17 protein-coding genes are annotated in these 21,994 nt (G+C 67.6%); 10 read left to right on the top strand and 7 right to left on the bottom strand.

The features are described 5' to 3' along the window. The first annotated feature begins 44 nt into the window (after window positions 1–44). Window positions 45–1,175, top strand: coding sequence for a type VI secretion system protein TssA (gene tssA, locus ACV22Z_RS27790; RefSeq protein ID WP_448079480.1), 1,131 nt, complete (start codon window positions 45–47; stop codon window positions 1,173–1,175). Between the two features lie 104 nt (window positions 1,176–1,279). On the opposite strand, the gene ACV22Z_RS27785 is transcribed toward tssA, so the two are convergent. The 4 genes from ACV22Z_RS27785 to ACV22Z_RS27770 all read right to left on the bottom strand — a co-directional run bounded on the left by ACV22Z_RS27785 (window position 1,280) and on the right by ACV22Z_RS27770 (window position 8,285). Continuing rightward, window positions 1,280–2,227 carry an OmpA family protein gene (locus ACV22Z_RS27785; protein ID WP_448079479.1) on the bottom strand — a complete coding sequence of 316 codons (948 nt, stop codon included), beginning with the start codon at window positions 2,225–2,227 and terminating at the stop codon, window positions 1,280–1,282. Between the two features lie 4 nt (window positions 2,228–2,231). Then, window positions 2,232–3,224 carry a type VI secretion system-associated protein TagF gene (gene tagF / locus ACV22Z_RS27780; RefSeq protein WP_448079478.1) on the bottom strand — a complete coding sequence of 331 codons (993 nt, stop codon included), beginning with the start codon at window positions 3,222–3,224 and terminating at the stop codon, window positions 2,232–2,234. Further along, window positions 3,221–7,138, bottom strand: a complete 3,918-nt coding sequence (tssM, locus tag ACV22Z_RS27775; RefSeq protein ID WP_448079477.1) for a type VI secretion system membrane subunit TssM — start codon at window positions 7,136–7,138, stop codon at window positions 3,221–3,223. Before tssM ends, tagF begins: the two co-directional genes overlap by 4 nt. Window positions 7,139–7,439: 301 nt before the next feature. Then, window positions 7,440–8,285: a M15 family metallopeptidase gene (locus ACV22Z_RS27770; RefSeq protein WP_448079476.1), complete on the bottom strand. Its 846-nt coding sequence runs from the start codon at window positions 8,283–8,285 to the stop codon at window positions 7,440–7,442. Window positions 8,286–8,407: 122 nt separating this feature from the next. On the opposite strand from ACV22Z_RS27770, the gene ACV22Z_RS27765 reads away from it, so the two are divergent. Both ACV22Z_RS27765 and ACV22Z_RS27760 read left to right on the top strand, forming a co-directional pair. Further along, window positions 8,408–9,367 (top strand): phage tail protein, encoded by a 960-nt coding sequence (locus ACV22Z_RS27765; protein ID WP_448079475.1) that lies wholly within the window; start codon window positions 8,408–8,410, stop codon window positions 9,365–9,367. 308 nt (window positions 9,368–9,675) lie between these two features. Next, the gene (locus ACV22Z_RS27760; RefSeq protein ID WP_448079474.1) at window positions 9,676–10,866 is read left to right on the top strand and encodes a transporter; all 1,191 of its coding nucleotides are present in this window, start codon (window positions 9,676–9,678) and stop codon (window positions 10,864–10,866) included. Between the two features lie 177 nt (window positions 10,867–11,043). Here ACV22Z_RS27760 and ACV22Z_RS27755 read toward each other — a convergent pair whose 3' ends face one another. Further along, the gene (locus tag ACV22Z_RS27755) at window positions 11,044–13,209 is read right to left on the bottom strand and encodes a M1 family metallopeptidase (protein ID WP_448079473.1); all 2,166 of its coding nucleotides are present in this window, start codon (window positions 13,207–13,209) and stop codon (window positions 11,044–11,046) included. 236 nt (window positions 13,210–13,445) lie between these two features. Here ACV22Z_RS27755 and ACV22Z_RS27750 point away from each other — a divergent pair, with 236 nt between their 5' ends. The 4 genes from ACV22Z_RS27750 to ACV22Z_RS27735 all read left to right on the top strand — a co-directional run bounded on the left by ACV22Z_RS27750 (window position 13,446) and on the right by ACV22Z_RS27735 (window position 16,619). Continuing rightward, window positions 13,446–13,682, top strand: coding sequence for a hypothetical protein (locus ACV22Z_RS27750; protein ID WP_448079472.1), 237 nt, complete (start codon window positions 13,446–13,448; stop codon window positions 13,680–13,682). A 213-nt stretch (window positions 13,683–13,895) separates the two neighbouring features. After that, the gene (locus ACV22Z_RS27745; protein WP_448079471.1) at window positions 13,896–14,390 is read left to right on the top strand and encodes an LEA type 2 family protein; all 495 of its coding nucleotides are present in this window, start codon (window positions 13,896–13,898) and stop codon (window positions 14,388–14,390) included. 104 nt (window positions 14,391–14,494) lie between these two features. Beyond that, window positions 14,495–15,628: a methyltransferase gene (locus ACV22Z_RS27740; RefSeq protein WP_448079470.1), complete on the top strand. Its 1,134-nt coding sequence runs from the start codon at window positions 14,495–14,497 to the stop codon at window positions 15,626–15,628. A 100-nt stretch (window positions 15,629–15,728) separates the two neighbouring features. Beyond that, window positions 15,729–16,619: a class I SAM-dependent methyltransferase gene (locus tag ACV22Z_RS27735; protein ID WP_448079469.1), complete on the top strand. Its 891-nt coding sequence runs from the start codon at window positions 15,729–15,731 to the stop codon at window positions 16,617–16,619. A 133-nt stretch (window positions 16,620–16,752) separates the two neighbouring features. Here ACV22Z_RS27735 and ACV22Z_RS27730 read toward each other — a convergent pair whose 3' ends face one another. Both ACV22Z_RS27730 and ACV22Z_RS27725 read right to left on the bottom strand, forming a co-directional pair. Beyond that, a complete protein-coding gene (locus ACV22Z_RS27730; RefSeq protein ID WP_448079468.1) occupies window positions 16,753–17,337 on the bottom strand; it encodes a DUF1415 domain-containing protein in 585 nt (194 codons plus the stop codon). 73 nt (window positions 17,338–17,410) lie between these two features. Beyond that, window positions 17,411–18,031: a TetR/AcrR family transcriptional regulator gene (locus ACV22Z_RS27725; protein WP_448079467.1), complete on the bottom strand. Its 621-nt coding sequence runs from the start codon at window positions 18,029–18,031 to the stop codon at window positions 17,411–17,413. Window positions 18,032–18,210: 179 nt separating this feature from the next. Between ACV22Z_RS27725 and ACV22Z_RS27720 the strand changes: the two genes are divergently transcribed. The 3 genes from ACV22Z_RS27720 (at window position 18,211) to ACV22Z_RS27710 (ending at window position 21,843) form a co-directional block, all read left to right on the top strand. Beyond that, window positions 18,211–19,494, top strand: a complete 1,284-nt coding sequence (locus tag ACV22Z_RS27720) for an MFS transporter (RefSeq protein WP_448079466.1) — start codon at window positions 18,211–18,213, stop codon at window positions 19,492–19,494. Between the two features lie 175 nt (window positions 19,495–19,669). Next, a complete protein-coding gene (locus ACV22Z_RS27715) occupies window positions 19,670–20,275 on the top strand; it encodes a nitroreductase family protein (protein WP_448079465.1) in 606 nt (201 codons plus the stop codon). A gap of 317 nt (window positions 20,276–20,592) precedes the next feature. Further along, window positions 20,593–21,843 carry an Hsp70 family protein gene (locus ACV22Z_RS27710; protein WP_448079464.1) on the top strand — a complete coding sequence of 417 codons (1,251 nt, stop codon included), beginning with the start codon at window positions 20,593–20,595 and terminating at the stop codon, window positions 21,841–21,843. The last annotated feature ends 151 nt before the right edge of the window (window positions 21,844–21,994 follow it).

The raw sequence follows: 21,994 nt of genomic DNA, 5'->3' as shown, positions 1-21,994 counted from the left end.
CAAGCACTGCGCGCAACCCCATGCATCAACGGATTCACTGAACCATGCCGATCAATCTCCCCGAGTTGCTGACGCCGATCAGCGACGCGTCGCCGTGCGGCGACGACCTGCTGTTCTCGCACGATTTCGATGCGATCCAGGAGGCGCGGCGCTACGACGATCCGTCGCTCGACCAGGGCGAATGGGTGACCGAGATCAAGGAAGCCGACTGGGGCTTCGTCGTCGAACGCTCGACCGGCCTGCTGCGCACGCAGACGAAGGACCTGCGGCTCGCGGTGTGGCTGACCGAGGCGCTCGCGCTCGAGGACGGCATCACCGGCCTCACCGGCGGCTATGCGCTGCTCGAGGGGCTGTGCCGCCAGTACTGGGACACCGTGCATCCGCTGCCGGAAGGCGACGATGCCGAATACCGGCTCGGCAACGTCGCGTGGCTCGCCGGCCGCACCGCCGAGCTGCTGCGCGCGGTGCCGATGACGGACGGCGCATCGAGCGCGTTCAGCACGCTCGACTGGGAAGTCGCGCAGCACGTCGCGCAGGCGGTGAAGCGCGATCCGGACCACGCGGACGACATCGCGCGCGGCAAGACGTCGGTCGAGCAGATCGACGCGTCGCGGCGCGTGACGCCGCTGGCGTTCTATACGACGCTGCTCGCGAACCTGAAGGCGTTCGAGTTCGCGCTCGATGCGTTCGAGGAGACGCTCGATGCACGCGCGGGCGACGCGGCGCCGAGCTTCCGCCAGGCGCGCGACGCGTTCGAGACCGTGTACCGGCTTGCCGAGCGTTTCGCGCGCGAGCAGGGCTATACGGGCACGCCGGCGCAACAGGAACAGTCGCAGCCGACGCCGCCCGCGCAACCGGAGCGCATCGAGCCGGTTTTCGGCACCCCGCTTCAGACGGAGGAGACCCACGTGCAGCCGCAGTCCGTTTCGCGTCCGGTGACGACGCAGATGATCGCCGGCATCCAGAACCGCGCGCAGGCGGTCGACCAGCTTCGCTCGGTCGCGCGCTACTTCCGGCAGACCGAGCCGCACAGCCCGGTCGCGTATCTCGCGGACAAGGCGGCCGAGTGGGCCGACATGCCGCTGCACAAGTGGCTCGAGAGCGTCGTGAAGGACGACGGGTCGCTGTCGCATATTCGCGAGCTGCTGGGCGTGAAGCCGGACGAGCAGTCGTAAACGCAACTGCAAACGTAACCGCAAACGCAACGCGGGCGGCGCACCTCGGTGCCGCCGCCCGCATCGGACCAGGCCGGCTCGCGAAGGCGCCGGCCGGACACCGCTTACTGCCCGACCCGGAACTCGATCCGTCGATTCCGCGCCCGCCCGTCCGCCGTATCGTTCGGCGCGATCGGCTGATCGGGCCCGACACCTGTCGTCGTCATCTGCTGCGACGGCAGCCCCTTCGTGATCAGATAGCCCTTCACCGCATCCGCGCGCGCCTGGCTCAGCGCGACGTTCGACGTGCGGTTCCCCGAGTTGTCGGTATGGCCGATGAGGTCGACCGTGCGGTTCGGCATCTTCGCGAGCACCGCGGCCATCTGGTCTAGGATCAGCTTGCCCTGCGGCGTGAGCGTCGCGCTGCCGGTCTCGAACTCGATCGTGCGGTTCGCAAGCGTCTGGTCGAGCAGCCCCTGCTCGGACGCGGACACGCGCAATCCGTTGCGGATCGTGTAGGTCGGGTTCAGCGTGTTCGCCATGTCGCTCGCGAGCTGCTGGCGCTGCGCCTCGTTGTGCACCTCGCCCTTCATCTCGATCTGCGTGCCGTCGATCTTCAGCTGGCCCTTGCTGATCTGCTTCAACTGCGGGCCGATCAGCTTCTGCACGTTAGCGCTCCAGTTCGGCGGCGTCGCGACGTCGCCGACCTCGATCTGGTCGACGACGCTGGCCGCACCGTACGTGTCGCGCAGCTTCTGCAGCACCGCGGCCTTGGTCGCCTCGTCGGGCACCTTGCCGCCGACGACGACCTGGCCGGGCGTCGCGTTCGCGGGCGGCGGCGTCGTGACGGCGCCGCCATGCGCAGCCGTACCGGAGCTCAGCGTCGCCGGCGCAGCGGTGGCCGGCAGCGCGGTCGTCTGCACGCTGCCGTTGCCGACCGGCGTGACGGTCGCGCCGCTCGTCTGAGCGAAGCCCGCGCTGCCGGTGAAGAGGCCGGCGAGCATGCCCGCGGCGAGGAGGGCGGCGAGGACGGGCGAGAAGCGCGCGCGGCGGTCGTGAATCGTGTTGCCCATCCTGTCAGCCTCCGATGAACGCTTCGCGGAACGCGTCGATCGCGACGCGCAGCGACAGTTGCGGTTGGTCGAGGTAGCTGACGAGCTTGCTGATCCCATGATCGTGATGTGTATGTCCGTCGATCCACTCCGGATCGTCGATGTCGATGTTGTGGGCGGCATAGGTCTGCGGGTCGACGACGCTCAGCAGCGTTTTCGCCGATGCGCCGTTGAAGCCGATGATCAGCCGTTCGCGCTCGGCGATCGTGCCGATGAAGATCGCGAGCTCGAAGTCGGCCTGCGCGACGAACGGCGCGATCAGCTCGAGCCAGAACGCCGCAACGAGGCTGCGGTAGAACGGATCGACGGGCAGCGGCAGCGTAAGGCCGCGCTCGATGTGCGACGAGCCGCTCTGCATGACTGGCCGCAGCAGCGAGCCGAGCGCGAGCATCGCGCCGCGCAGCCGCACCGGGTGGCCGCTCGCGAGCAGCATCTGCTCGAGGCCGTACAGCGACTGGTGCTCGATGAAATCGTTGAACGTGCCGTCGTGCGGATTGCCGGGGCCGCCGCCGATGTCGATCGGCACCTGCGTGTCGCCGAGCGCCTGCAGCGCGCCGGGCGGCTCGTCCTTGCCGAGCAGCGCCGGCATCTGCTGCGCGACGCGCGTCCACAGCCGCGCGAACGCGAGCGGGCTGCGCGCGAGGAACGCGATCGGCCGCTCGACTTCGAGCGCGGTCGCGCCGAGGAACGGGAAGCGGCGCATCGACACGTCGTGGCTCACGACCATGTGCCCGGCGATCGCGAGCTTGCTGCGCGAGCCGAGGAACGCGAAGTGCATGGGCTTCGCGTCCTCGTAGACGATCTTCCAGCGCGGATCCTCGGCGAGCAGCTCGAGCGCCTGCGCGATCCAGCGATCGAGTGTCTGCAGCAACTGCGGGTTGTGCGCGCTCTTCACGAAGTCGCCGCGCGACGGAATCTTGCCGAAGTAGGCGATTTGCGCCTGAACGGTTTGCGTCATTGCGCCCCCTGTGCGTTCGATGCGGCGGCGGCCGCGACAGCCGCCGAGGTGCCTGATGCGCCCGCTGCGCCTGCGCCCGGCACGGCCGTGGCGTTCTGCGCCGCGCCCGCGCTCGCGTCGGCGATCGACGACGGCAGCGTGAGGCCGCGCAGGCTCTGCTGCTGCGGCTGGTCGCCACCGCCGCCTGTCGGCTGCGACGTGCTGATGATGCGCATCGTCACCGACACGTTCACGCTGCCTTGCGCCCACGTGAGGTCGAAGGTGCCGTCCGGACGGCGCTTGCGCTGCGCCGAGTTGATCAGCTTCTCGAGACCGTAGCGGCCCGGCTCGTTGACGAGCTGCACCGTGCGGCCGTCGAACGTCGTTACGGACAGCGTCGCGCCCGGCGAGCCCTGCGGGTTCGGCCACACGAAGTTGGTCCACTGCGGCGGCGTGTTGCGGTAGCGCAGCTGCTGGCCGTCGATCGCGATCGTGTACTCGGTCGTGCCGGTGCTCGGCTGCGGCAGGATCTGGAACACGGTCTGCGGCTCGGACGACGCGGCGGCGCCGCCGCCTGCCGCACCGCCCGCGAGCGGCGCGACCCAGCGCGCGAAGCCGTTCGTGAAGTCCGGGGTGAGCCCGATGCCCATGTCGCCCCAGGTGCGGGCCGCGAGCGTGTCGCCGCGGCGTACCGCGAGCGGCCCGAGCGTCGTGCCGACGAACTTCGCGATCGAGCCGTCCGGACCGAACACCTGCGCGATCTCGCCGGCGCCGGCCTCGACCTTCGCGTTCGCCGCGAACGGATACTTGTTCGCCAGCGAGCTCTGGAACGGCTGGTAGACCTGCGCGTTCCACACCTTGTTGACCTCGACGCTCGCCGGCTGGATCACGACCGAGAACGCCTGCATCAGCGGCCGCACGAGCAGCGGACGCAGCGACTTGCGTTGCGAATCGGTCAGGCCGGTCAGCATCTGCTCGTCGACGAACTTCAGCGAATCGGCGAGTTCCGAGCCGTTGCCGTCGAGCGTCTGCTGCATCAGCTGGCGCGCGCCCGGGCCCGGGTCGCCCTGGTTCTTGATCACGTTGAAGCGCGTGCGGACCTTCGACAGCGTGTCCATGTAGCCCTTCAGCAGCGACGTGCCGTCATGCGTCGACACGATTCGCGCGAGGCCGATGAACTCCTGGCCGACCGGGCCCATCGGCACGTCCGCCGGATTGCCGTTGATGTCGATGTTGGCCGCTGCGACCTGGCCCGCCTGCGAGCGAGAGAACAGCTGCTTGAACCAGTTCACGACGCCCGTCTGCGCCTGCTTGATCGCCGCGTTCGCGAGCGACGGGTTGTCCCACGACGTCTGGTCGTACGCGGTTTCGAGAACCTTGCGGATCGGCGAATCCTGCGGGTCGCCGAGACGGTTCATCCCGTCGACCGCCTGCCCGAAGCTGCTGAAGCCCTGCACCGCGATGCCCTGCATGAACTTCTGCCAGTGCTGCGCGTACTCGGTCTTGTACATGGCGACGAGCGCCTTCTGGATCTGCTCGGGGCTGCCCTCGAGCGTCAGGTCGTCCTGCGACGACGTGTTCAGCACCCAGTCCTTCGCCTGCAGTTCCTTCGTCGCCGCGTCGCGGATCGCCGGCTGTACGTACTGGAACCACGCGTCGCGCGTGAACGTGCCCGGAATCGCATAGCTGCCGGCGATCAGCCCCTGGTTGCCGTCGCCGACGATGCGCGCGATGGTCATCGGCGCGAAGCGGGTCGACGCGCGCGCCTTGATTTCCTCATACACGCGCTGGCGGGCCGGCATCCCGCGCACGACGCGGCGCAGGTTCTCGCGGGTCTGGTCGACGAGCGCGAGATTCGCGTCGATCATCGGCCAGTCGTTGTCGTTCACGCGCGACAGGTAGAACGAGATCATGCGCTCGGCGCTCTTGATCATCTCGTCGCGCGGCATGTTGCCGCGATTCGTCTCGAGCCAGCCGCGCCAGAAGCGTGCGACCTGGTCGGTCAGGTGCGCCTGCTCGACGTGGCGCTTGTCGGACAGCATCAGGTAGGTCTTCAGCGCGTTGTACGCATCCTCGACGTTGGTTGGCGACGCGTCGCTGTAGAGGCCGCCCTGCGGTGCGGCGGCGGCCTGGGCCTGCTGCTGCGCGGCCCCGGCCGGGTTCGTTGATACGGGCACCGGGCCTGGCTGCGCGGCGCCGGCATCCGCCGCGCGGTTCAGCGGCGCGAGCTGGTCCGGATGCGCGTTCACGTCCTTCAGGAACGACGCGAGGTTCTGCGATACCGGGTTCAGCAGGATCTGGCGCACGCCGTTGTAGTACTCGGTCAGCAGGTGCTGCTCGAGGCGGTCGCCCTGGTAGAGGCCGAGCGACACCGACAGCGGCTTATCGCGGCGGAACTGCTCGAGCTGCTCGATCCGGTCTTCCAGGATGTCCATCGCCTGCAGGCGCGACTGCAGGTCGTTGCGGCCCTGCTCGAGGCGCATGACGTTGTCGAGGTCGGCCTGCACGTTCGCGACGAGCTGCTGGTTGCCGATCGTCGACCAGGTCCAGCCGCCGAGCGCGAGCGCGAGCGCCGCGACGAAGCCGAAGAAGGTCGCGTAGCGCAGCCGCGTCTTGGTCGGGCTCGCGAACTGGCGCACCGTCTGGCGGTCCGCGAAGATCACCTTCGAGAACAGGTCGCGCAGGAAGAAGCCGTTCTTCGAGAACGCGCTGTGCGGCTTCGGCAGCGCGGTCGCGTCGAGGCCGAAGCGGTGCGCGATGCGCTGCGCGGCCGCGCTGTTGGTCTCGCCTTCCTGCAGCGCGCTCGTGAAGTAGAAGCCGCGGAAGATCGGCTTGTACTGGAACGGGTTGTTCTCGAACAGCGTCGCGAGGAACGCGCGCAGCGCCGGCTTGATCGTCGAGAACTCGAGCGGGAAGCTCAACTGCCCCGGCGAAAGCTGGTTGCCGCGCGACATCGACAGCTGCGCGACGCTGATCTCCTTCAGGCCTTCGTACAGTTCCTCGAAGCGCTCGTCGAACAGCGCGACGACGTCGCGCTTCTCGTCCGGCTCGTAGGGCAGGGTGGCGCCCCACACGCGGTCGTATTCGTGCTTGTCGCTGCTGCTGAAGAATTCGGTGAAGCCGGTGATCAGGTCCGCCTTCGTGAACATCACGTAGACCGGCGCGAACACTTCGAGCTTCTCGGTCAGCTCCTGCACGCGCTGGCGCAGGTTCTTCGCGAGGTTGATCGCGAATTCGGGGCGGTTGCCGGTGAGTTCGGCGATGCTCGCGGTCACGATGATGCCGTTGATCGGCGCCTTCGGGCGGTAGCGCTTCAGCAGCCCGAGGAAGCCGAGCCACTCGCTGCGGTCTTCCTCGTGGACCGAGTAGCGGCCCGCGGTGTCGAGCAGGATGCCTTCGGTCGTGAAGAACCAGTCGCAGTTGCGGGTGCCGCCGATGCCGTGGATCACCGCGCTGTTCTTGTCCGCGAACGGGAATTGCAGGCCGGAATTGATCACCGCGCTGCTCTTGCCCGCAGCGGGGTTGCCGATCACGATGTACCACGGCAGCTCGTACAGCGCGGAGCCGCCCGACACCTGGCCGATCTTCGACGTCTTGATCGTCTTCACCGCGTCCGACAGGCGCGTGCGCAGCACGTCGAGGTCGGCCGACTTGTCGGCCGGTGCGAGCGCGGCGGCAGCCGGCGCGGTGATCTTGCCGGTTTCCGCCTGCTCCTCGAGGATCGCGCCGAGCTGGCGGTTCGCGCGCTTCACGCGCCAGCGCCGCCACAGCGCGGCGCCGAGCCACAGCACGAGAATCGCCGCGAAGGCGATCGCCGGCCACAGCAGCGGCAACTGCAGCGTATCGGCGACGATGAAGAGGATCGCCGCGAGCGCGACGATCCCGACGATCGAGAGCGTACGCGGGTGAGTCAGCACGTTGAGGATGCGTTGCATAGGACGTTCAGGTTCCGGTGCGATTCGATGAGGCGACGCAGGCGCGCCGAGCGGCAAGGGGGGCGCCGCGATGTGTCGCCATGCTGTCAAACGGGGTGAAGGGAGTCGGCATCAATGCGCCCGCGGCATCGGAGCGGGCGCGCGCATTAACGAAAGGACGCTGTGAGATTTAAAACGGAGCCGGCGGCCCGAGTTAATCGCGCACCGGAATGCGAGATCGATTGCGCCGCCCATATCGTTTCCTGCCGGGAGATTAAAAAGCCCCATGCCGCCCTCATTATTTCCTGTCCGGCTAGCCTGGCTAGCTGCCGCGTCCCAGTTTAAAACCGGGTTTATGGTATTCCACGTGTCCGAGATCCATCATTTTCCATCGGCCACCCCAGGTCAGGCCGACCTGTTCGGCGACCTGTCCGTATAACTGGTAGCCGCGCATCGCCCACGGATCTTTCTCGGAAATGACCAGCTTGCCGTCGCGCAGGAATGCGTTATCAGCCGCCAGCCCGTATTGGTGATAGCTCTGGAATGCCGCCGCATTGGTCACGTTGCCGCCCATTTGCGCCAGCCGGTTTTGACGTTCCGGGCTCCGATAACCTTCCAGTAACGCCATTTCGTAGCCGTATTGCTCGTGCATGATCTTGTAGACCAGCAGCAAGCGCGTGCGGAAATCCGGATCCAGCAGATTCCAGTCGCGGCTCGCGTCCTTCAGCGCCGGCCGCACCTGCTCGACTTCCCTGGTGGCAAAGACTTCAGGCGGCAACGGCGGAGGCGGCACGAGCTGCTCGCCCTGCAGCAGGGCGGCGATCTTCTCGTCGGGCACGCGCGCCGTGTCGTCGTATTGAAATAGTTGCCGGCCGCGTAATGCAATGGCGACCAATGGCGGCGTCGCAAGAATACCTGTCGACACCATAATCAGCAAGCGCCGCCGAATCAGTAAATTTTGCGCATCGTTTAATGCGCCGCGCGTAACGCTTGCCGATTTAACAATTTGACTGCGAGTGCGTGCCGCGCGATCGTTCGCACGGCGTGTCAGACGGCCGTGAAACTGGGCGACGGATTCAAATACGGTCGCGCGGACACCCGGTAAAAGCAACAGTGCCGCAACCGCGACGGCGAGGGCGAAATAGGCGACGAGTACGACGGCAATCAATGAAATCCCCGGAAATTGGAATTGATTGTGTTTTGCAATGCTTGCTCTTAGAATCAGGCCTGCTCCGAGAGGCCGGGCTATATTATCGCGGCGAATTAAACCAGGATTCAATGAGACGCTGAATGAGTGCGCCGGACAATTCAAAATCCAAAACCCCGCCCAGCCTGCTGTCCAATGAGAAACAGGCCGGCGTGCCCCAGCATTCGCGCATTCTCGCGAATCTGGAAGGCCGTGTTACGCCGCAGCAGGCCGAGCCGGCACGCCACTCGCTGAAGGCGCCGTTCGCGGCGGTGGGGGCGGCGATGGTTGCGCTGGTGGTCGCGCTTGGAGGCTGGGGCGCATGGCGCTGGCAGCAGCAGTCGGGCGACAGCACGGCGTCTGTCGCCGCAGCGACAGCGCAGGCGGCGGCGAAGGCCGCGCCCGCGAGCGCTGCCACAGTGCAGGTCGCGCAGAACAATGCGGCGAGAGCGCCGCAGCCGGCCACGATCGTCAACGACGATTCGGCAGCGAAATCCGTTGCGTCCGCATCGTCCGCGCCTGCGGCCGACGACAGCCGCCTGTCGCGCGCGCTCGCCAACGGCGCCGAAGACACGTCGGGCGCGGCGCCGGCCGCTGCCGCAGCCAAGGCCGCGAAGGCCGCCAAGGCCACGAATGCCGATACCGAGAAGAACGCGAAGGGTGCCGCGCGCAGCAAGGCAGACACCAAGGTGGAAAGCAAGGCCGAAGCGCGCAAGCATCGCAAGGAACAGCAGGCCGAGCTCGCGCAGGCGAAGACGAAAAAACAGCGTGACGCGACCGTGCGCACGGTCAGTGCGAAATCGTCGAAGGACGATCCGGACGCGGATCTGCTCGCGGCGCTCGTCGCGCGCACGAAGCCGGCCGACAAGAAGGCTGCGTCGGGCGCGCAGGCCGTGCCGACCAAGGCGTCGGCGACGGCGGGCACGACGCTCGCCGCGCGCGTGAAGGAGTGTGGCGAACGCGGCTTCTTCGAGGACCAGCTGTGCCGGTGGCGCGTATGCGAAGGTCAATGGGGCAAGGACCCCGCGTGCCCGGCTGCCGCGCAGTCGCAGAGCCGCCAGTAGGCTGCTGCCCCCTTCGATCAGCGCCGCACGTTGGGCGGCGCGCTGTTTTCAGGCGCTGTGAAGCCGCCCCGCGAACCTGCGTCGTAAAAGCCGCCCTGTAAAGCCGCCCTGTAAAGCCGACACGTAAAGCCGACACGTAAAGCCGACACGTAAAGCCGTCGCGTAAAGCCGACGCGTGACAGTGTCACGAAAGTGTCGCTTTCGTCGGGCATACGTCATCCTTTCTTTTTCTTGCGCGGCGCCTGCGTGCGGAAGGCGGCTGCGCCCGCCACGACGCGGCGAGCCGCCGCGCGCCGCATGACTTCGACATGATCGTTCAGACCTACGGCGCGGATACGTCCGGCATGGTGTGCGGGTTCCGCTTCACGCCGGGCGAGCCAGGCGCGATGCTCGATGCGCACGGCGCCGCCGAGTGGCTGCGCGCGACCAACGCGACCAACGCGACCAACGCGACCAACGCGACCAACGCGACCAACGCGACCAACGCGACCAACGCGACCAACGCGACCAACGCGACCAACGCGACCAACGCGACCAACGCGACCAACGCGGCCAACGCGACCAACGCGACCAACGCGACCAACGCGGCCAATGCGGACGACTCGGCTGACACGGACGACGCGTTCGTCTGGCTGCACTTCAACCTCGCACACGGCGCAAGCGAGCGCTGGATGCGCGCCCACCTCGCGTTGCCCGACAGCTTCTTCGCGTTCCTGCACGAAGGGTCGCGATCGACCCGCATCGGGCAGGAGGACGGCGCACTGCGCGCGATCGTCAACGACGTGATGTTCAACCTCGAGCTGACGCCGTCGGAGATCGCGACGATGTTCGTCCACGTCGAACGGCGGATCATGGTCACCGCGCGGCTCAAGCCGCTGCGCTCGGTCGACACGCTGCGCGCGAGCGTGCGCGACGGCGAGCGGTTCCGTTCGCCCGCGGAGCTGCTCGTGCACCTGCTGCGCGACCAGGCCGACCTGCTGATCCACATCGTGCGGCGCACGAGCGTCGACGTCGACCGCATCGAGGATCGTTTCCTGTCGCAGCGCCTGACTGCGAGCCGCGTCGAGCTGGGCGCGATGCGCCGCACGCTGACGCGTCTGCAGCGCATGCTTGCGCCGGAGCCGGGCTCGATCTTCCGGCTGCTCGCAAAGCCGCCCGCGTGGCTGCACGCGGAAGACGTGCGGGAACTGCGCGAGTCGACCGAGGAGTTCTCGCTGGTGCTCGCCGATCTCGCGGGACTCGTCGAACGGATCAAGCTGCTGCAGGAAGAAATCGGCTCGCGCCTCGACGAGCAGAACAACCGGACGCTGTTCACGCTGACGCTCGTCACCGTGATCGCGCTGCCGATCAACATCGTCGCGGGCTTCTTCGGGATGAATGTCGGCGGGATTCCGTTCTCGGAGAACCGGCACGGCTTCTGGCTGATGGTGCTGTTCGTCGCCTGCTTCACGGGGCTCGCCGCGTGGTGGGCGTTTCGGCGACGCGGCGGCGACCGCTAGCGCGCCGCGGCCTCGCCGGCCGATTCGAAAGCGTCGGGCGATGCGAACGCGCCGGCCGATGCGAACGCGCCGGACGGAATCCGTGGAGATGCCGCCCGGCGTGTTTTTGCTTCGTCACCACCGCCGCCGCGTGCGTGAGGGTTCGCACACGCGGCGGGCGGCTGGCTCATGCGCGCATTACTGCGTGAGTACCTTGCGCGGCTTGAACGCGCCCTGGTAGCGCAGCGACGGACGTTCCTTCAGCGTCGTGATGCCGTCGAAGGTCGGCGTCTGGCGCAGCATCGTCGCGGCCGGCGACGCGACCGAGCCGATCGACGTCGAGCGCGATGCCGGCGCGAGGTTGTTCGCGACGAGCAGCGCGGCCTCGCCTTGCAGGTTCGCGAGCAGCACCGGGTCGGTCGAGCGGTTGACCTGCGTGAGCAGCCCGCTCCATGCCGCATCGCTGTAGTTCACGACGTAGTAGTCGAGACCGCTCGGGTCCGCGACGACCGGCGAGCAGCCGTCGATCCGCACCTGCGTCTGCGTGTCCTTCAGCGCGACCGTCGTGCGATTCGCGAGCCCCTGCCCGTACGCGAGCGTGATCGGCACCGTCCATTGCGTGCCCGGATACGCGTTCTTGTTCGGGAACGGCTGCTGCTTCAGCGTGATCACGTTCTGGTTCTTCGTCAGGTCGCACTGCGCGTCGAGCGAGATCAGCGGCACGCCCGTCTGGCGCACGTAGCTGTCGCCGATCGGGCCGACCGACTGGCCGCTCGCCTTCGACAGCGCGTCCCACAGCCGCTTCGGCGTGCCGTTGCCGAACGAGTAGTCGGTCAGGTACTGCTGCAGACCCTTGCGGAGCGTCTGCTCGCCGAGGTAGTTCTCGAGCGTCTTCAGCACGTGGCCGCCCTTGTCGTACGTGAACGCGCTCGCGCTCAGCACGAAGTCGTTCGACGCCCAGCCGTTGAAGTTCGGCGCGACCGGGAACGCGTTCGGGCCGATGTCGCGGCCGATCACGCGATACTTGTTCTTCACCTGGTCGAGCCAGCTGAACTGGTCGGGGAAGAACTGGATCGTCGTCTTCGTCTCGAAGAACGTCGCGAACGATTCGTTAAGCCAAACGTTGTCCCACCAGTCGGCGGTGACGAGGTCGCCGAACCACTGGTGCGCGACTTCATGCGTGAGCACCTCGTTGCCGTAGCGCGACATCGGCTGGCCCGGCTGCGGCAGGATGTCGTCGGCGAACTCGAGAATCGAGCCCCAGTTCTCCATCCCGCCGAAGTTCAGGTCCTTCTGCTCCTTGAACGCATCGTTCGCGGCGACCGTATCGAATTTCGTCAGCGGCAGCGCAATGCCCGTGTAGCGGTAGTAGAAGTCGAGCGCCTGCTTGGTGCGGTCCATCGCCGGCTTCGCCCATTCGCGCATGCCCGGCGGCGTGAACACGCGCAGGTGCAGCCCGCCCTTGCCGCCCGGCAGAGGGCTCGTGAAGTCGTCCTCGTAGGTATCGAACTGGCCGCCGCCGAAGAACAGCAGGTACGACGGCATCGGCGGAGTCTTGTCGAACGACACGAGCTTGTAGCCGCCTCCGACGTTCGTCGACGGCTTCTCGGCTGCGTTCGACACGACGCGCCAGTTCTGCGGCACTTCGGCCGTCACTTCATAGGTCGGACGGAACGCCGGCTCGTCCCAGCCCGGGAACCACTGGCGCGACAGGTTGGTTTCGCCCTGCGTGAGGATCGCGCCGCTCGTGTTGCCGTCGGTGCTCTTCAGATCGACGCGGAAGATCCCTTCGGCCGCCGAGCAGCCCGGATACGGATCGTCGCCGCAGCTGCCGCCCGTCTTCTTGACCGGATCGTCGTACGACTTGAAGTTGATGATGCCCGTCCACTCCATGTGCAGCGAGTAGGTGCCGGGCGAGATCGTGCCGCTCACGGGGCGCAGCTGGTAGAAGTCGCCCTTGTCCTGCGGCGTCGCGATCAGCTGCACGTTGCCGGGCTGCAGCGTGAGGCGGCCATTCGTGAACTTGATCCGGTGGCCGGCGATCACGATCGACGTGACCGGCTTGAGCACCTTGATCTCGACGTCGGCTCGGCCGTCGAACGCGTTCAGCGCGTCGTTCGGACGGAACCACAGCCGGTAGTTGACCGGCACGACGGTGTCGGGCAGCTCGACGGGCGGCACGCTCTTGTCGACGGTGGAAGCGGTCGGCGGGGTCGTCGCGGCGGGCGACGACGCGGTACCCGGCGCGCCGGCCGCGCTGAGCGCCGAGGCGGAGCCGGTGCCGCCGTCATCGCCGCCGCACCCGGCGAGCGCGAGTGCGGAGACGAGCGGCAGATAACGCATCTTGCGAATGTTCATCCACATACTGAAACCTCGATTGTTTGAAGAGTCGTTCAGTGCTGCGAAAGCGGTTGGAAAAAACGTCCGGCAAAAGCAATTCCCTCGCCGTTAATCAACAGCGATGCGAAATGCCAATGGCGGATTATTCGAAAAGACGGTCGGCCGACTACGTGACGGTAACCATGGTTTGCTGCCCCCTTTGTATTCTCGATTGTCGATTAACTTGCCGGTTCAAATTGGCCGTACGCGGATCGGTGTGAATGGATTTCGCGCGCACGGCACACGGCGGCGCGCCCGGGCGGGCGCGCAACCCCATCGAATCGACGACCTGTCGAGCAGGCCGGGCTTCGCAGCAGGGCGGCCGGATTGCACGTGCAGCCATCCGTAAAATCGCCGTCATGCGGTTTGAAGCTTTGTCGGCCTGTTCGAAGGATGGGTCAATATACTTGATGGTTTTACGTAAAGGAAACGAAAAATTTGGAAAATGCGTCTATTGAAATTTTCGCATTCCATTGAATGATCTTGGTTGTCGATTCGCGTTTCTGTTTAGTCTTCGAATTCGTAGTTTTAATGTATTAAGAATCGGCTGGCCGTGCGGGGACTACGAAATGCGGTGTGTCCGCGCGTGCCCGGTACAATGCCGCAACGACCGATCGCGAATCTGTTTGACAACCCGCGTTTGCCAACCATGCGCTGCGAGGAGGCTGTCCATGCCACGAACCTTGTTCCGGGCCGCGCCGCTGCGCGCGCTGCTGCTGCTGATCGCCGCCGTGCTCGCGCTCGGCGGGTGCGCGAGCCTCATGCACGAGCAGGTGCGCGTGACCGTCGCGGGGCTCGAGCCGCTCGTCGGGCAGGGGCTCGAGATGCGCTTCAACCTGAAGCTGCGCGTGCAGAACCCGAACGACACGCCGATCGAGTACGACGGCATCGCGGTGGCGCTCGAGGTGAACGGCCAGCCGTTCGCGAGCGGGGTCAGCGATCGCACGGGCGTCGTGCCGCGCTTCGGCGAGGCCGTGCTCGACGTGCCGGTGTCCGTCTCCGCGTTCGCGGCGGCGCGGCAGGTTTGGAACCTCGCCGGCGCCGCGTCGGCGGGCGAGCTGCCGTATGCGCTGCGCGGCCGGCTCGCGGGCGGCACGTTCGGCGCGGCCCACTTCTCCGATGCGGGCACGCTGCGCCTGCCGGCGATGCCGGGCGCGGGCCAGTGAGCGCGCCGCGCTTTGCCGTGCGCGGCAAAGCAGGGTATAAGGTGTCGTTTGCGCGGCACACTGCGGCCGCGCGCTGAAGCCAACCGTTACATCACCGAGTTCGCGTGACTGATTTCCCCGTTTTCCACTGGACCGACGCCGCCGGCGCCGATCATGCCGTGCGCTGGCGTTCCGAAGCCGGCGTGGCGCCGCCGAAGCGCGCGGTGCCGGCCGACGACCGCATCAATGCCGACGCCGCATACCGCCTCGCATGCGAGGGCACGGCGCTCGTCTGGCAGGGCGACTTCCAGAACGCGCGCCAGCTCGTTCAGGCGATGGCGCGCCGCGTCGACCGTAAGCCGAAGAGGGCGAAGGCCGCCGCCGGCGTCGATGCGTTCAACCTGCATCGTCTCGCGCAATCGCAGCGCGCACGCACGCTCGGGATGCTGTTGATCCCGCTCGACGCCGACTACACGATTCCGCTGCGCCGTGCGCCGGACGTGCGCGCCGCATGCGAGGAAGCGTACGGCCCCGGCGGCGCGTCGTCGGTCGTGTCGCTGCGCGAGCTGCTCGGGCTCGTCGGCGCGCATGAGTGGCGCAAGAAGGGCGTGCCGATTCCGGCGCTCGGCGGCGCGGCGATTCACCCGCACTACGGCGTGTTTTCGCCGGTGCGCGGCGAGTACGTCGAGCTCGTCGCGCGCGCGAAGCTGCCGACCGACACGCTCGCGTTCGATGTCGGCACCGGCACCGGGGTGCTGGCTGCCGTGCTCGCGTCGCGCGGCGTCAAGCGCGTCGTCGCGACCGACCAGGATCCGCGCGCGCTCGCGTGCGCGCGCGAGAACGTCGAACGGCTCGGCTATGCGGCGCAGGTCGACGTCGTCGAGGCCGACCTGTTTCCGGCCGGCCGCGCGCCGCTCGTCGTCTGCAACCCGCCGTGGGTGCCGGCGCGGCCGAGCGCGCCGATCGAGTACGCGGTCTACGATCCGGACAGCCGCATGCTGCGCGGCTTCCTGGCCGGGCTCGCCGCGCATCTGGAGCCGGGCGGCGAAGGCTGGCTGATCCTGTCCGATTTTGCCGAGCATCTGGGCCTGCGGCCGCGCGACACACTGCTGAAGTGGATCGACGAAGCGGGCCTCGTCGTGCTCGGCCGCGACGATATCCGTCCGGCGCATCCGAAGGCGACCGACGCCGACGATCCGCTGCACGCCGCGCGCCGCGCCGAGCTGACGTCGCTGTGGCGGCTCGGTGTGCGGAACTGAGCGCGCGTTTTCGCCGCCGTTTTCGGTAAACTGACACCATTCCTCACGATTTCCCGCCGCCGGGCCGCGCGTATCGACCGCGGCCCGGCGCCGTTTCACGATGTCGAACAAAACCCACGAAATTCGCCCGGAGCAGTCCGTCGAGCTGCTGAAGGAACTGCACATCCTGACCCGCGACGGCAAGCTGAACCAGGACAGCCGCCGCAAGCTGAAGCAGGTCTACCACCTGTTCCAGTTCATCGAGCCGCTGCTCGCGAGCGTGCAGGCCGACCACGGCCGCGTGACGCTCGCCGATCACGGCGCCGGCAAGTCGTATCTCGGCTTCATCCTGTACGACCTGTTCTTCAAGCAGCAGCCGGGCCACGGCACGCCGGCGTTCGCGTCGCACATTTACGGGATCGAGACGCGCGAGGAGCTCGTCGCGCGTTCGGCCGATCTCGCCGCGCGGCTCGGGTTCGGCGGAATGTCGTTCCTGAACCTGTCGGTCGCGGATTCGATCACGTCGCCGAAACTGCCCGATACGATCGACGTCGTCACCGCGCTGCACGCGTGCGATACGGCGACCGACGATGCGATCCGCTTCGCGCTCGCGAAACAGGCGCGGCACATCGTGCTCGTGCCGTGCTGCCAGGCGGAAATCGCGGGCGTGCTGCGCAAGAACAAGGGCAAGTCGCTCGCGAATGCGCTGACCGAGGTGTGGCGGCATCCGCTGCACACGCGCGAATTCGGCAGCCAGATCACCAACGTGCTGCGCTGCCTGCAGCTCGAAGCGCACGGCTACCAGGTCAGCGTGACCGAGCTGGTCGGCTGGGAACACTCGATGAAGAACGAGCTGATCATCGCGCAATACAAGAACCTGCCGCGCCGGCGGCCGAGCGAGCGGCTCAACGAGATCCTCGACATGTTCGGCCTCGCGGAACTGCGCGAGCGCTTCTTCGTGCCGCAGGGCGAGCAGTCCGCCGGCGAGTTAACGGCGCCGGCCGCAGACTGATTCTCATGCCGCCCGCGCGCCGCGCCGGGCACGGCTTGCGATGCGCTGATCCGGCGCAGCGGCGTCGCGGTCATCAGCGTTGGCGGCATCGCACGCCGGTCGAGCCGGCGCGTGCGGGCGGCGCGCTCGCCGCTCAGACGTCGTCGCCGGGGCGGCTCATCCAGTCGCGCCAGCCGTCGTGGCCGAGGCGGCGCAGCGTCTCCTGGTTCTTCTCGTAGATCGCGGACGCGTCCGGAAACGCGTCGACCGCGCGCGCGATGCTGTCTTCGCGCAGCAGGTGCAGGATCGGGTACGGCGCGCGGTTCGTGTAGTTCTCGATGTCGTCCGGCGCGCTGCCGTCGAACTGGTAGTGCGGATGGAAGCTCGCGATCTGCAGCACGCCGCCGAGCTTCAGCTGGTTCACGAGCCGGTCCGCGAAGAACAGCGCGTCGTTGTAATCGAGGAAATCCGCGAACGCATGCGGATAGATCACGAGCGTCGTGTCGATCTGCTGCGGATCGGCGGCTTCGAGCCGGCGGAGTTCGGCCTCGAGATCGGCGAGCGCGTCCTCGAGCGTCGTTGCCTCGCTGATCGCGTAGCGCACCTGATCCTTCACATACACGCTTTTCGCGAACGGGCACAGGTTGAGCCCGATCACCGCGCGCGCGAGCCAGTGCCGGGTGGCGGCAAGAATATCGTCGTGCGAGGCGGGATGCAAAGCGGGGCGGGTGTCGGTCATGGTGAGGTGCTGTGGACGGGCAGCCGCATTGTAGCGGGGACGGCGCACGGTCACGGGGACGGTGCGCCGCACGTCATGCGCACGCCGCTTCGATCAACTGCGTGACCAGCGCGGGCGCAGTGCCGATCGGCGTTTCGCCGTGGCGGTAGGTCTGGCTCGCCGCGTAGATCCCTTCGATCACGAGCGCGAGCGAATCGGCAAGCATCTTCGGCTGCCGCGCGCCGGCGCTTTCGCACAGCTCGACGAGCCGCGCGATCAGGCGTTCCTTGTTCTGCGCGACGCGTTCGCGCGCCGGATGCGACGCGTCCGGAAATTCCGCCGCGACGTTCACGAACGGGCAGCCGCGGTAATCCTTGTGCGACGCGCGCTCGGCGAGGTCGACGAAATACTGGATCAGCTGCGCCTTCGGCTGGCCGGGATGCTTCGCGACGCTCGTGTCGAAGCGCTCGAAGAAGCACGCGTCCATCCGGTCGAGATAAGCCAGGATCAGGTCGTCCTTCGACGAGAACTGGCGGTACAGGCTCATCTTGTTGACGCCCGCGAGCTCCACGACGGCCTCGACGCCGACCGCGCGCACCCCTTCCTTGTAGAACAGCTCCTCGGCGGCGCGCAGCAGATGCTCGTGCGCGGTGGCCCCTGCGATCGGCCGGCGCGTGCGCCGCGATTCCGGTTTGGCGGCCTCGATGCCCGACATGATGCCCCTCGACTACGTAATGAATTGCTTGACATGTTACCGACTGGTCACTACGATCGCAACACAGTTGTGACCGATCGGTAACAATGCGATCGGATCAAAAATCGGAAAGCCATGCGTGTGTCCGGGCCGGCGCACGCAGCGTGCGGCGGAGGCGGCCCTCGACAGAGAGCGCAGACATGAACTGGGCAGCAAGACGAATTGGCGGGCGGTTCCATTACGGATGGCTCGCGGCGGCGGTGGTATTCCTGATCCTGCTGGCGGCGGCCGGCACGCGCGCGACGCCGAGCGTGCTGATGGTGCCGCTCGAACGTGAACTTGGCTGGAGCCGCGCGGCGATCTCGCTCGCGATTTCGGTGAACATCGCGCTGTACGGGCTGACCGGCCCGTTCGCAGCCGCGGCGATGCAGCGCTTCGGGCTGCGGCCGACGATCCTCGCCGCGCTCGCGACGATGAGCGCGGGCGTCGCGTTATCTTCGATGATGACCCAGAGCTGGCAGATGGTGCTGATCTGGGGCCTGATGGTCGGCTGCTCGACGGGTGTCGTCGCGCTGACGCTGTCGGCAACCTTCGTCACGCGCTGGTTCCACGCGCGGCGCGGGCTCGTGATGGGGGTGCTGACCGCGAGCACCGCGACCGGCCAGCTCGTGTTCCTGCCGATGCTCGCGGCGATCGCGCAGCACCACGGCTGGCGGCCGGTCGTGCTGGTCGTCGCGGTGGCGGCGGCGATCGTGATCCCGCTCGTCGCGTTCCTGCTGCCGGAGCGGCCGGCCGACGTCGCGCTGCGCCCGTACGGCGAGCCGGCCGACGCGCCGAGCGCGCCTGACGTGACGAAGGAGAACCCGCTTGCCGTGGCGTTCCGCACGCTGCTGACCGCGAGCCGCTCGCGCGATTTCTGGCTGCTGTTCTTCAGCTTCTTCATCTGCGGCGCGAGCACCAACGGCTACGTCGGCACCCACCTGATCGCGATGTGCAGCGATTACGGGATGACCGAAGTGCAGGGCGCGTCGCTGCTCGCCGCGATGGGCGTGTTCGACCTGTTCGGCACGACGCTGTCGGGCTGGCTGTCCGACCGTTACGACAATCGCGTGCTGCTGTTCTGGTACTACGGGCTGCGCGGGCTGTCGCTGATCTACCTGCCGCATGCATTCGGCATCGACTTCTTCGGGCTGCCGCTGTTCGCGATGTTCTACGGGCTCGACTGGATCGCGACCGTGCCGCCGACGGTGCGGCTCGCGACCGACGTGTTCGGCAAGGCGGCCGCACCGGTCGTGTTCGGCTGGATCGTCGCCGGCCACCAGCTCGGCGCGGCATTCGCGGCGCTCGGCGCGGGCATGCTGCGCGCGAGCCTTGGCACCTACACTATCGCGTCGATGATCTCCGGCGGGCTGTGCATCGTCGGCGCACTGATCGTGCTGCGCATCAACCGGGGCGCGTCGCGCGCGGCTGCGCAGCCGGTCTGACACGCTGGCGTCCGGAATGCACCGAATGGCCGGGCCGCGCGCGGTGCGTGGCCCGGCCATTGCAGCAGCGGCGATTTGCATCGATCCCGACAGCCGGGCACGCAGGCGCGCAAGCGGTTATGCTTGCGGTTCGCCCGGCGTTCGCGCCCCTTCATCGATGTCAGCGAGGATCCGCATGTCCGTCAAACCTGCTCCCACCACTGTTTCGATTCACGAACTGATCGCGGGCCGCTGGAGCCCGCGTGCCTATTCGAACGCGCCGGTCAGCGCCGGCGACCTGCATGCGGTGCTGGAGGCGGCGCGCTGGGCACCGTCCGCGTACAACGCGCAGCCGTGGCGCTTCATCGTGTTCGACCGCGCGCAGGATGAAGCGGCGTTCAAACGGGCGTTCGCGACGCTGGTGCCGTTCAACCAGGGCTGGAACGCGCCCGCCCAGGTGCTGATCGCGGTGACGGCGCACACGCTCACGTCGAAGGGCGAGCCGGCGCCGACCGCGCTGTACGACGCGGGCGCCGCGGCGATGGCGCTGGTGCTGCAGGCGCATGCGCTCGGGCTCGCCGCGCACCAGATGAGCGGCTTCGACGCGAACGCGTTCCGTAGCGCGTTCGCGATCCCCGCGGACGTCGCGATTCCGGCGATGATCGCACTCGGCCATTACGGCGACGCCGACAAGCTCGACCCGGTGCTGCGCGACCGCGAGAAGGCGCCGCGCACGCGTCATCCGCTGGGCGAGGTCGTGTATGCGGGCGCGTGGAAGAAAAGCTTCGCGTCGGCGGCCTGATCGCAGCGGCCGGGTTGCACCTGCCCGGCCGGATCAAGCGGCCCGGGCGGGATCCGCTGACTGGCGGGGCAGCCCGCTCATGCCGGGATCGCAACCTGTTTTGACGACGGAGAAGCTGGCCGGCCGACGTCGGGATGCCGTGATAACCTCGGCCTGGTGTCTGCCGACTGACAGGCGCCCGCGGACGCTGCAGGCCCGGGCTCGCCGCTCCGGCTTCTCCGGCGCCGATCGCCGGCCGCCGGTTGTGATCCCGCGGGCTTCATGTTAAAAAGCCCGTCCTTTCCGTTTTCGCGCCGGCCATGCGGCGGCCCCTTCCCATGACTTACTGCGCGATCGACTTCGGCACGTCCAATTCCGCTGTGGCACTGCCCGGCGGCGACGGCATGCGGCTCGCGCCCGTCGAGGGCGACCACCTGACGCTGCCGACCGCCATCTTCTTCAACAACGACGAAGAAACGGTCGAATACGGCCGCACGGCGCTCGCGTCGTACATCGACGGCTACGACGGCCGCCTGATGCGCTCGATGAAGAGCATCCTCGGCTCGCCGCTCGCGGAAACCACGACCGATCTCGGCGATGGCTCCGCGATCGCGTACACGGACATCATCGCGCGCTTCCTCACGCACCTGAAGCGCAAGGCGGAAGCCTGCGCGGGCGCGCCGATCGGCCGCGCGGTGCTCGGCCGCCCGGTGTTCTTCGTCGACGACGATCCGCGCGCCGACCAGCTCGCGCAGAACCAGCTCGAAGCCGCCGCGCATGCGGTCGGCTTCGCCGATGTGCAGTTCCAGTACGAACCGATCGCTGCCGCGTTCGATTACGAGTCGCGCCAGACCGCGGAGCGGCTCGTGCTCGTCGCCGACATCGGCGGCGGCACGTCCGACTTCTCGCTGGTGCGGGTCGGCCCCGACCGCATGACGCGCCTCGAGCGCAAGGACGACGTGCTGGCGCACCACGGCGTGCATGTCGCCGGCACGGATTACGACCGGCGCGTCGAACTGTCTGCGATCCTGCCCGCGTTCGGTTACCGTGCGCTCGACCCGGAGGGGCGCGAGCTGCCGAACCGAACCTATTTCGATCTCGCGACCTGGCACCTGATCAACACGGTTTACACGCCGAAGCGGCTCGGCGAGCTGAAGCTGATGAAGCACCTGTACCGCGACGTGCGGCAGTTCGACCGGCTCACGCGGGTGGTCGAGTTGCGGCTCGGCCATGCGCTGATGGCGCGCGCGGAAGAAGCGAAGATCGGCGTCGCGGCGGGCGGGGAGACGATGATCGACCTGAACGACGTCGAGGAAGACCTGCAGATCGCGTTCGACGCGGACCGCCTGGTCGACGCAAGCCGCGACGATACCGTGCGTATCGTCGATGCCGCGCGCGAGACGGTGCGTCTTGCCGGCATCGCGCCGCGCGACGTCGGTGCGCTGTATTTCACGGGCGGCTCGACCGGGCTCGCGTTTCTGTCGGGCGCGCTTGCAGCGGCGTTCGCGGATGCGCAGCCGGTGTTCGGCGATCGCCTTGCGAGCGTCGCGACCGGTCTCGGAATTCACGCGCAGCGGCTGTTCGGCTGATCGCGGCCGGCCGCGGCGGCGTGTCGGCAGCGCGCGGCTGCCTCCATGCCTGTAGGCAACGGACATGCGGCGACGCGCATCGCATCGCATCGCACCCTCGGAAAAACAAAAAGCCCCGCCGAAGCGGGGCTTTTTTTCAGACGAAAACTCG

The sequence above is a fragment of the Burkholderia sp. PU8-34 genome (genome assembly GCF_053427725.1).
The sequence above is the reverse complement of the archived record's forward strand: the minus strand, read 5'-3'. Positions and strand labels throughout refer to the sequence as shown.

Coding starts and splice junctions, on each gene's coding strand:
- ACV22Z_RS27725 (WP_448079467.1), bottom strand. CDS start 18,031: ATGTCGGGCATCGAGGCCGCCAAACCGGAATCGCGGCGCACGCGCCGG.
- ACV22Z_RS27755 (WP_448079473.1), bottom strand. CDS start 13,209: ATGTGGATGAACATTCGCAAGATGCGTTATCTGCCGCTCGTCTCCGCA.
- ACV22Z_RS27720 (WP_448079466.1), top strand. CDS start 18,211: ATGAACTGGGCAGCAAGACGAATTGGCGGGCGGTTCCATTACGGATGG.
- tagF (WP_448079478.1), bottom strand. CDS start 3,224: ATGACGCAAACCGTTCAGGCGCAAATCGCCTACTTCGGCAAGATTCCG.
- ACV22Z_RS27735 (WP_448079469.1), top strand. CDS start 15,729: ATGTCGAACAAAACCCACGAAATTCGCCCGGAGCAGTCCGTCGAGCTG.
- tssM (WP_448079477.1), bottom strand. CDS start 7,138: ATGCAACGCATCCTCAACGTGCTGACTCACCCGCGTACGCTCTCGATC.
- ACV22Z_RS27715 (WP_448079465.1), top strand. CDS start 19,670: ATGTCCGTCAAACCTGCTCCCACCACTGTTTCGATTCACGAACTGATC.
- ACV22Z_RS27745 (WP_448079471.1), top strand. CDS start 13,896: ATGCCACGAACCTTGTTCCGGGCCGCGCCGCTGCGCGCGCTGCTGCTG.
- ACV22Z_RS27785 (WP_448079479.1), bottom strand. CDS start 2,227: ATGGGCAACACGATTCACGACCGCCGCGCGCGCTTCTCGCCCGTCCTC.
- tssA (WP_448079480.1), top strand. CDS start 45: ATGCCGATCAATCTCCCCGAGTTGCTGACGCCGATCAGCGACGCGTCG.
- ACV22Z_RS27765 (WP_448079475.1), top strand. CDS start 8,408: ATGAGTGCGCCGGACAATTCAAAATCCAAAACCCCGCCCAGCCTGCTG.
- ACV22Z_RS27730 (WP_448079468.1), bottom strand. CDS start 17,337: ATGACCGACACCCGCCCCGCTTTGCATCCCGCCTCGCACGACGATATT.
- ACV22Z_RS27760 (WP_448079474.1), top strand. CDS start 9,676: ATGATCGTTCAGACCTACGGCGCGGATACGTCCGGCATGGTGTGCGGG.
- ACV22Z_RS27710 (WP_448079464.1), top strand. CDS start 20,593: ATGACTTACTGCGCGATCGACTTCGGCACGTCCAATTCCGCTGTGGCA.
- ACV22Z_RS27750 (WP_448079472.1), top strand. CDS start 13,446: ATGGATTTCGCGCGCACGGCACACGGCGGCGCGCCCGGGCGGGCGCGC.